The 7,533-nt window shown below is 72.5% G+C and carries 10 protein-coding genes; 3 read left to right on the top strand and 7 right to left on the bottom strand.

Features of this window, described 5'->3' with window-relative positions:
• Positions 1–66 precede the first annotated feature (66 nt).
• The gene (locus JYA75_RS16645) at positions 67–558 is read right to left on the bottom strand and encodes a TIGR00725 family protein (RefSeq protein ID WP_029544130.1); all 492 of its coding nucleotides are present in this window, start codon (positions 556–558) and stop codon (positions 67–69) included.
• Positions 559–664: 106 nt separating this feature from the next.
• Here JYA75_RS16645 and JYA75_RS16640 point away from each other — a divergent pair, with 106 nt between their 5' ends.
• Positions 665–1,567, top strand: coding sequence for an alpha/beta hydrolase (locus tag JYA75_RS16640; RefSeq protein WP_029544132.1), 903 nt, complete (start codon positions 665–667; stop codon positions 1,565–1,567).
• Between the two features lie 8 nt (positions 1,568–1,575).
• Here the strand turns inward: JYA75_RS16640 and JYA75_RS16635 are convergent, their stop codons facing one another.
• The 3 genes from JYA75_RS16635 to JYA75_RS16625 form a co-directional block, all read right to left on the bottom strand.
• Positions 1,576–2,196, bottom strand: a complete 621-nt coding sequence (locus tag JYA75_RS16635; RefSeq protein WP_006943787.1) for an FHA domain-containing protein — start codon at positions 2,194–2,196, stop codon at positions 1,576–1,578.
• Positions 2,197–2,217: 21 nt separating this feature from the next.
• The gene (locus JYA75_RS16630) at positions 2,218–2,538 is read right to left on the bottom strand and encodes a chorismate mutase (protein WP_006943785.1); all 321 of its coding nucleotides are present in this window, start codon (positions 2,536–2,538) and stop codon (positions 2,218–2,220) included.
• Between the two features lie 93 nt (positions 2,539–2,631).
• Positions 2,632–3,621, bottom strand: coding sequence for a magnesium transporter (locus JYA75_RS16625; protein WP_029544134.1), 990 nt, complete (start codon positions 3,619–3,621; stop codon positions 2,632–2,634).
• A gap of 93 nt (positions 3,622–3,714) precedes the next feature.
• On the opposite strand from JYA75_RS16625, the gene JYA75_RS16620 reads away from it, so the two are divergent.
• Positions 3,715–4,122: a YchJ family protein gene (locus tag JYA75_RS16620; RefSeq protein ID WP_082120248.1), complete on the top strand. Its 408-nt coding sequence runs from the start codon at positions 3,715–3,717 to the stop codon at positions 4,120–4,122.
• 32 nt (positions 4,123–4,154) lie between these two features.
• On the opposite strand, the gene JYA75_RS16615 is transcribed toward JYA75_RS16620, so the two are convergent.
• The 3 genes from JYA75_RS16615 to JYA75_RS16605 form a co-directional block, all read right to left on the bottom strand.
• A complete protein-coding gene (locus JYA75_RS16615; protein WP_006943781.1) occupies positions 4,155–4,385 on the bottom strand; it encodes a DUF6480 family protein in 231 nt (76 codons plus the stop codon).
• A 101-nt stretch (positions 4,386–4,486) separates the two neighbouring features.
• Entirely contained in the window at positions 4,487–4,738 is a 252-nt protein-coding gene (locus JYA75_RS16610) for a hypothetical protein (RefSeq protein ID WP_006943779.1), read from the bottom strand.
• An 850-nt stretch (positions 4,739–5,588) separates the two neighbouring features.
• Positions 5,589–6,404, bottom strand: coding sequence for an alpha/beta fold hydrolase (locus tag JYA75_RS16605; RefSeq protein WP_338109648.1), 816 nt, complete (start codon positions 6,402–6,404; stop codon positions 5,589–5,591).
• Positions 6,405–6,551: 147 nt separating this feature from the next.
• On the opposite strand from JYA75_RS16605, the gene JYA75_RS16600 reads away from it, so the two are divergent.
• Complete coding sequence (locus tag JYA75_RS16600; protein WP_051359257.1) at positions 6,552–7,526, top strand: AraC family transcriptional regulator; 975 nt, start codon at positions 6,552–6,554, stop codon at positions 7,524–7,526.
• Positions 7,527–7,533 lie beyond the last annotated feature (7 nt).

Below are 7,533 nucleotides of genomic sequence, written 5' to 3'. Positions count from 1 at the left end.
CGACCCCAGCGGTGGGCGCGGCACCCGCAGGGGTGGTCGAGAATCACCCTCGGGTGCGAGAACTCCTCAGCCGGTCCAGCCCGCGGTGGGATCGCGCCGCCACAACAGGTCGTGGATGGCGTCGACGGCGTCCCCGGCGGAGGTCACGGCGAGCACCCCGGCGGCGGGCAGCGGCCACCCCCCGATCGAGATCACCGGGACGCCGGTGCGGACGGCGAGCGCGATCTCGCTGAGCGTGCCCCAGCTGCCGCCGACCGCGATGAGCGCCTCGCAGGTGCGTACCAGCAGGGCGTTGCGCATCTCGCCGAGACCGGTCGGGATCGACACGGTGAGGTACGGGTTGGCCTCCGCGCGGTCGTCGCCGGGCAGCAGGCCGAGGGTGGTGCCGCCGGCCTCCGCGGCTCCGCGCGATGCCGCGGCCATCACCCCGCCCAGTCCCCCGGTCACGACGACGGCGCGTCGCGCCGCGAGCAGCCCGCCGACCTGACGGGCGATCCGGCGTTGTTCGGCCGTGGCCTCCGCGGGCCCGACCACGCCGACATACCGCTGCGCATCCATGACGCGATTGTCCACCACCCAGGGTGCAGAAGTGGCCCCCTGAGGTGAAATCCACCACCACCGGGGTTGCTCGCCCGGCACCGGCATCCGGCGGATCCTTGTCCGCATGTCCACCCTCCGCACCGAGCGTCTCGTACGCCGCCATACGGTGATCGCCGACGACGGCGTGCCGCTCGCGGTCCACGAGATCGGCGCGGCCGGCGCACCGCTCACCGCCGTGTTCGTCCACGGGCACTGCGGCCGCACGGAAACCTGGTCGCCTCTTCGGGATTCGCTGCTCCGGCGCCGCGGAGCGACGCTGCGGATGGTGTTCTTCGACCACCGCGGTCACGGCGCGTCCGGCACCGCCGGGCCGGAGACGTACACCGTCGAGCAGCTCGGGCGCGATCTCGCGGCGGTGCTGCGCGCGGTCTCCGCCGGTCCGGTGGTGCTGGTCGGCCACTCGATGGGCGGCATGACGATCCTGTCCTACGCCCGTCAACATCCGCACGAGATCGGCACCCGGGTCGCCGGGATCTGCCTGATCGGCACCGCCGCCGGTGATCTCGGCCGGTCGGGGCTCGGGCGGTACCTCGAGAGCCCCGCGGTCGAGTTGTTCCACCGCGCGGTGCAGCACGCACCCGGCGCCGTGCAGCACGCGCTGCACCTGGGCGGACGGGCGGTGCGGCCGCTGAGACGGGCGGCGCAGCGACGCGCCCCCGGTTCCCGGTGGGCGGCCCTGCTGGCGGTGCTCGCGAACGACACGCCGGTGGTGACGATGGCGGCGTTCCTGCGATCGTTCGCCGTGCTCGACGAATCCGCCGCGTTGGCGGTGCTCGCCGCGGTCCCCGCGCTCGTGCTGTGCGGGTCGGCGGACGAGTGGACCCCGTTCGAGCTGTCCGCCGGTCTCGCAGCGCGGCTGCCGCGCGCCGAGCTGGTGCGGGTCGACGGCGCCGGGCACTCGGTGATCGCCGACCGCCCCGCGGAGGTCGCGCGGGCCCTCGGCAGGTTGCTGCAGCGGGTGGGGTGAGCCGCAGGTCAGAGGTCGCGTTCGGTGATGACGCCGCTGTGCAATGCGAGCTCGGCGAGCCGGACCCGCTTCTGGTTCTGCGGCAGATCCTCGACACCGAACTTCGCGAACAGCGCCCGCAGATGCGTCTTGACGGCGTCGACGCTGAGGAACAGCTCGGTGGCGATGTCCTGGTTGGAGGCGGGGGTGGCGAACGCGGCGCCGTGCTTGTAGGGCCGGCACAGCGCGAGCAGGATTCCGCGTTGCGTCTCCGTGAGCGAACGCACCGTCGGCAGCTCCGACGCGACGCGGGTCGCCTCGTCCGGTCCGGCACCGATCTCCTGGAAGGTCAGTCGGATCGAGCCGATCCGGATGCTGTCGCCCTCCCGCAGGCGGCGGCGTCCGGTGATGCGTTCCCCGTTGAGGAACGTGCCGTTGCGGGAGAGCCCGTCGTCGAGGATGGTCCAGTGGGTGCCGATCCACTCCACGACGGCGTGCAGGCGGGAGACCTCGTTGTCGCCGGTGAACGCCACGTCGGAGCTCGGAGCACGGCCGATGGTGACGCGCGGCGACTCCGGCGACAGCTCGAACCGATGCTGCCGCCCCTGCTTGTCGACATACGACAGACGCGATTCGGTGACGACGCTCATCACAACCTCCAGGGCGCGGACTCAATCCTGCCCGTAGGTTGCAGCGTCGGCAAGGGGGTCGCGTCCCAACCGCAGCAGCGTCGCCGCCAGCGCCGAACCGTCCCGCCCCAGTGCCGCGGTGAACCGCGCGAGCACCGCCATCTCGCGACGCGTGTGCGCCGGCACCGTTCCGTGACCGGCGCGGCGCAGCCGGCCGGCGTGGTGCGCGAGACCGGTCCGGCGCCGGATCGCGGCGACGATCTCGGCGTCGACCCGGTCGATCTCGTCGAACACGTGATCCAGTTCGGCCGTGCCGGCGAGGGCGGTGGGGTTCGGGGTGAACGTTTCCGACGTTACGGTCACGGGGCCTCCACGGGATTGGCGGTCGGTCGCCCCATCGTGGCTCGGGAACGCCTTGTTCCCCAAGGACCCCTGGGGTGGGGAACACCCCACCCCTCAGCCGAGCAGAAGCGTCACCGCCACGAAGTAGATGACGATGGAGAGCAGGTCCTGGATCACCGTGGCGAGCGGGCCGGACCCGAACGCCGGGTCCTTGCCCAGCCGTTGCAGTGCCCACGGCAGGACCATCGCGACGGTGGTCGCGATGGTGCTGGCGGCCAGCACGGCCGATGCCACGGCGACCGCGAGATCCCGGTTTCCCGTCATGAGCAGCACCGCCGGCAGCATCGTCGCACCCAGCAGCGCCCCCACCGACAGGCCGGTCAGCACCTCGCGGCGCACGATCCGGCGGATCCCCACACCCACCGAGAACCCGCGGATGACCAGCGCCTCGGTCTGCGTACCGACCGCGTCCGCCAGGTACACGATGCCCGGCACGAAGTAGGCGACGGCGAGGTCGGCGTCGAGCTCGGCCTCGAAGACCTGCATCAGGCGGGCCGAGACCATGGCCCCGACCAGACCGACGACGAGCCACGGCAGCCGGTGCCACAGGCGTCGACGGATTCCCTCGACGCTCGAGGCCCGTGCCGCGTCCACCGAGTGCACGAAGCCGCCGAGCCGGGCCATGTCCTGGTCGTGCTCGTGCAGCAGCACGGCGAGCAGCTGCTGGGGCGCGATGAGACCGCGGAACCGGCCGCGGCCGTCCACGACGGCGAGGCCGGGTTCACCGTGCTGAACAGCCTTCCACGCGGCCCGTTCCTGCGCGGTGTCCGGACGCACCACCGGCGGATCCGGATCCATCACGTCGCTCATCCGGGTGGTGCCGGGGGCTGCCAGCAGCCGTTCGATCGTGACGAGACCGACGAGCACCTCACCGGCGAGCACGGCGACGACGGCGGCGCTGTCGAAACTGTGCTCCCGCATCCGGTCGAGCACCCCGGCAACCGTGTCGTCCGGCCCGGCAACCGGGACGGCCGCGAAGCTGTGCCGCAGCGCGGTGCCGGGACTGCCCTGCTCCCATGCCTGTGTGTCGGCAGATTCGACCATGCCCCACCGTTCCTCCGGCCGCGCTCGTCCCGAGGTTCGATCGTGCCACGGCCGGCACCACCGCCCGATCCCGGCCGTGGCGATAATGTGCCGGTGAGTCCACGCGAGCGCGCCCCCCGACCCGGCCCCACCACACCCTGCCCGTGCGGCCGGGGCCTGCCGTACGGCGAATGCTGCGGGCCGTTCCTCGCCGGCGGGCACGCGCCCACCGCCGAACAGCTGATGCGTTCGCGGTACACCGCCTTCGCGGTGGGCGACGAGGCGTATCTGCGCCGCACGTGGCACCCCGGGACTCGCCCGGTGCGGCTGGACCTCGATCCGGCGCAGCGGTGGACCGGGCTCGAGGTGCTGCGCACGAGCGGCGGCGGGTTCCTGCACACGGAGGGAACGGTCGAGTTCCGCGCCCACTACAGGTTCGGCGGTCACGCGGACGTGCTGCACGAACACAGCCGGTTCGTCCGCGAGGACGGCCGTTGGCTCTACGTCGACGCTCTCGGCTGACCTGGCGGGCGCGGTTCGGTCGTTCGGCGTACTCAGTCGAAGAGGGCGAACGCGCGCGCCACGAAGAACGCCGCCACTCCGAGCACGATCAACGCGATGAGCAGGATCGCGAAGACGGGCATCACCCGGCTCGGGTTGGGTTGGGGATGCGACAGACCGGAGGTCTGTCCGGCATCGGGCGGCGTGTCCCCGGGCTGCACTCCCCCGCCGGCGTCGAGGCCGGGGGTGTCTTCCGGCTGAGGTCCGGGGTTCTGGGTACTCACGTGCGCTCCTGGTGTCGGCGGTGCGGGAACGGTGCCGAGAGCAGCGCCTCGGCCCCGACGACATACCCGGTTTCCGGCCGCGTAATCCTCGGGCGCGAGCGTCAGCCGAACGGTCCGGGCAGATGACGCGAGAACCAGACGGCCTCGCCGAGCGGCTCCGTCGCCGCGTCGAGGTGCCCGCTCACGTCGGTGAGAGCGTCGACGAGCCCGGTCACGGCGATCTCGTCGGCGAGCGGCAGGGACTCCCGGTCGAGTGCCTCGGCGGCCTCCACGATCGCGGCGATCTCGCGGGCCAGGTCGAACAGCTTGTCGCGAGTGGCACCGACCCGGGACGCGAAACTGGCGTGACTCATGGGGTCCTCTCGGGCAACGTCGTGGGTTCGCGGTCCCCGTCGCCGTCGAGGCGACGTATGTCACCGTCCGCCCCCGGGCGGGGCGCGGACGGTGAGGCCCTGTCTCAGCTCAACCAGCCGAACAGGTCGCGGAACAGATGCATGAACCAGTTGAACTCAGGTCGGAAGTTCCACATGACCGATTTCCTCCTTCCCTGCCTCGACGTCCCGACCCACTGTCTCGGATATCCGGCGGAATGTGATCCGAAACACATTCGAGCGCCCCACCGCCGGGACCCCTCACGATTCCGCCGGCCCGGCGGTCTCGGGGACGTGCAGCGGCCGGTTGTGGCCACTCGCGACGACCCGGGGCGCGAGCCCCGCGATCCGGGACATCGATTCGCGCGCGTAGGCCCGGTTCCAGGTGGTGAGGCGGGGCGGACCGGACGTCCCGCGCCTGCGGCGCAGCAGGCCGGGGCAGCGAGCTCACGTCGACCGTCAGCACGGCGCCGCCGGTGATCGCCACCCGACCGGACCTGCGGAACAACGCGAGGTGCCCCGGTGTGTGCCCCGACCGCACGAGGTAGACGTTGGCCTCGGTCAGGCCGCGGCCGGCCCCGAGCCGGTACACGCCCGCGGCGACCTCTTCCGGATGCGGCCCGTTCCGGGCGGTCGTTCCCGAGCCCGTGCCCGCCGCGGTGCGCCCGCGCCGGGAGGGCGCCCCGTCTTCGGTGCAATTCTCGGACGCGAGGAACCGCGCGGACCTGGTTCGGTAAATTCCATTTTTCCGTAGGCCGTGGATTCCACATATCCGGTGCGCCGGTCTCCGCGGCGCACGCTGGGGCGCCACCCCGGCTGCCGCGGCGCGCCGTCACCCGCCGGATCGGTCCCGCCCGGCCGGGGCGAAGTGCTCCGAGAGATGCCTCGCGACCTCGTCCGGTTGCTCGAGCGCCACGGAGTGCCCCGCGGCATCGACCGTGACGTGCCGGCCTCCCGCGGCGTCGGCGATGTTCACCGACGAGATCGGCGGCGGGTAGGCGTGGTCCTCGCGGCCGGCGACGGCGAGGACCGGCACGCGGCAGCCGGCCAGCTCCTCGACGATCCGTCCGCGGTGGATGACGCCGTGGGCCGCGTCTCCGATGCGCGGCCCGAGCCGGGCGATCGCCGCGCGCCAGGTGCTCGTCATCGCGCTCTCCTGAGCGAGGCTCGAATCGCCGAACATGATGTACATGATCGTGTCGACGACGTCGGCCGTGCCGTGCTCGGTGAGGTGGCCGACCAGCGGAGCGAACTCGTCGAGCTTGTACTCCTCCTCCGCCGACGAGCCGAGTGCGGCGGCCGTGCGGAGCAGTTCGGGCCGTCGCGCGGCGAGCCGCAGCGCGACGAATCCGCCGAGGGAGTTCCCGACGACGTGACAGGGTGCGAGATCGAGATGCTCGATCAGGGCCGCGGCGTCCTCGGCGAGAACGTCGACCGCCAGTTCGTCCCGCGCCGCCGGGGCGCTCTCACCCTGCCCACGATGGTCGTAGGCGACCACCCGGTACCCGTCGTCGGCGAATCTCTGCACGAGCGCGTCGAACATCGTGTGATCGAAGAAGAGCGAGTGGCTGAACACGATCGGCACCCCGTCGCGCGGACCGACGTCGACGAAGGCGAGTTCCGTCCCGTTGACCGATGCTCGAAGCATGAGAAACCTCCTGGATCCGGGCCACCGCACCGCGCTGTGGCGCTCGTCACTACACTGCCGACGAGCGTAGGGAGCGGTCCGGTCGCAGCACTCGTCGATCCGCGCAGGACCCTGCCCGTCCCGCGCACGGCCGGTGAGGAGGTCACGGTGACAGCGGACTACCAGGTGCAGTTCACGACGACCCGCCGCGTGCCGCGGCGCGACCGCGCCGAGTTCTGGACCGACCACGTGCGGTTCAACCACGGCACCCTGGACTACTTCTTCCCCGCTCCGGGCGAGCGGTCGCCGGCCGACTTCGCCGGCGCCACGCACGTGCAGCGCTGCGGGAATCACCAGCTCGTCGAGTTCTGGTCCGATCGGATCACCTACGCGCGGACCGCGCGGCACGTCCGGGCGGACGACGACCGGAGCATGCGACTGTTCGTGCCGAAATCCGGCACCCTCACCGTCGCGCACGACGGGGTCACGCTGCCGGTGCCGGTCGGCCGCGCGGCCCTCGTGTCGATGGCCCGCCCCTTCGAGCTCCTCCATCGCGCGCAGACCCGGGCGTGGGTGCTCACCGTGCCCGAAGGGTGCCTGCCCGACCGTGCCGTCGCCGACGGGCCGAGCGTGCTCGACCTGCGCCGCGGCGTCGCGTCGGTGGCGGAGACGATGACGCGGGCGCTGGCCCGGGAACGGAAGTCGTTGTCCGGTCCCGCATTCGTCACGATCAGCGCGCGGGTGATCGAACTCGTGGCCGTCGCCCTGGCCGACCTGCGCGACGGCATCCGCCCGGGCGGCCTGGAGGCGGTGGCCGCGGCCGCCCGGGCCTACGTCGACGAACGTTCGGACGATCCTGACCTGACACCGGCGTCGATCGCGCGCGACCTGGGCTGGTCGCTGCGGCAGCTCCAGCTCGCGTTGCGGACGGCCGGCACCACGCCCGCCGAACTGCTCCGCAACCGGCGGCTGGACCGCGCCCGCAGCCGCCTCGAGGACCCACGCTGGAGCGCGGTCGCCGTGGGCGACATCGCGTTCGCCTCCGGCTTCGGATCGCTCAGCGCGTTCGGGACGGCGTTCCGTGCCCGCTTCGGGACCACCCCGCGGGCGGTGCGCGTCCCGGCCCCGGCGGCCTGGCCGTGAGGAGGCG

It is taken from the genome of Rhodococcus sp. PSBB066 (assembly GCF_017068255.1).
GTDB classification, from domain to species: Bacteria; Actinomycetota; Actinomycetes; order Mycobacteriales; family Mycobacteriaceae; genus Rhodococcus; species Rhodococcus aetherivorans.
This window is presented reverse-complemented; position numbering and strand designations above follow the sequence as displayed.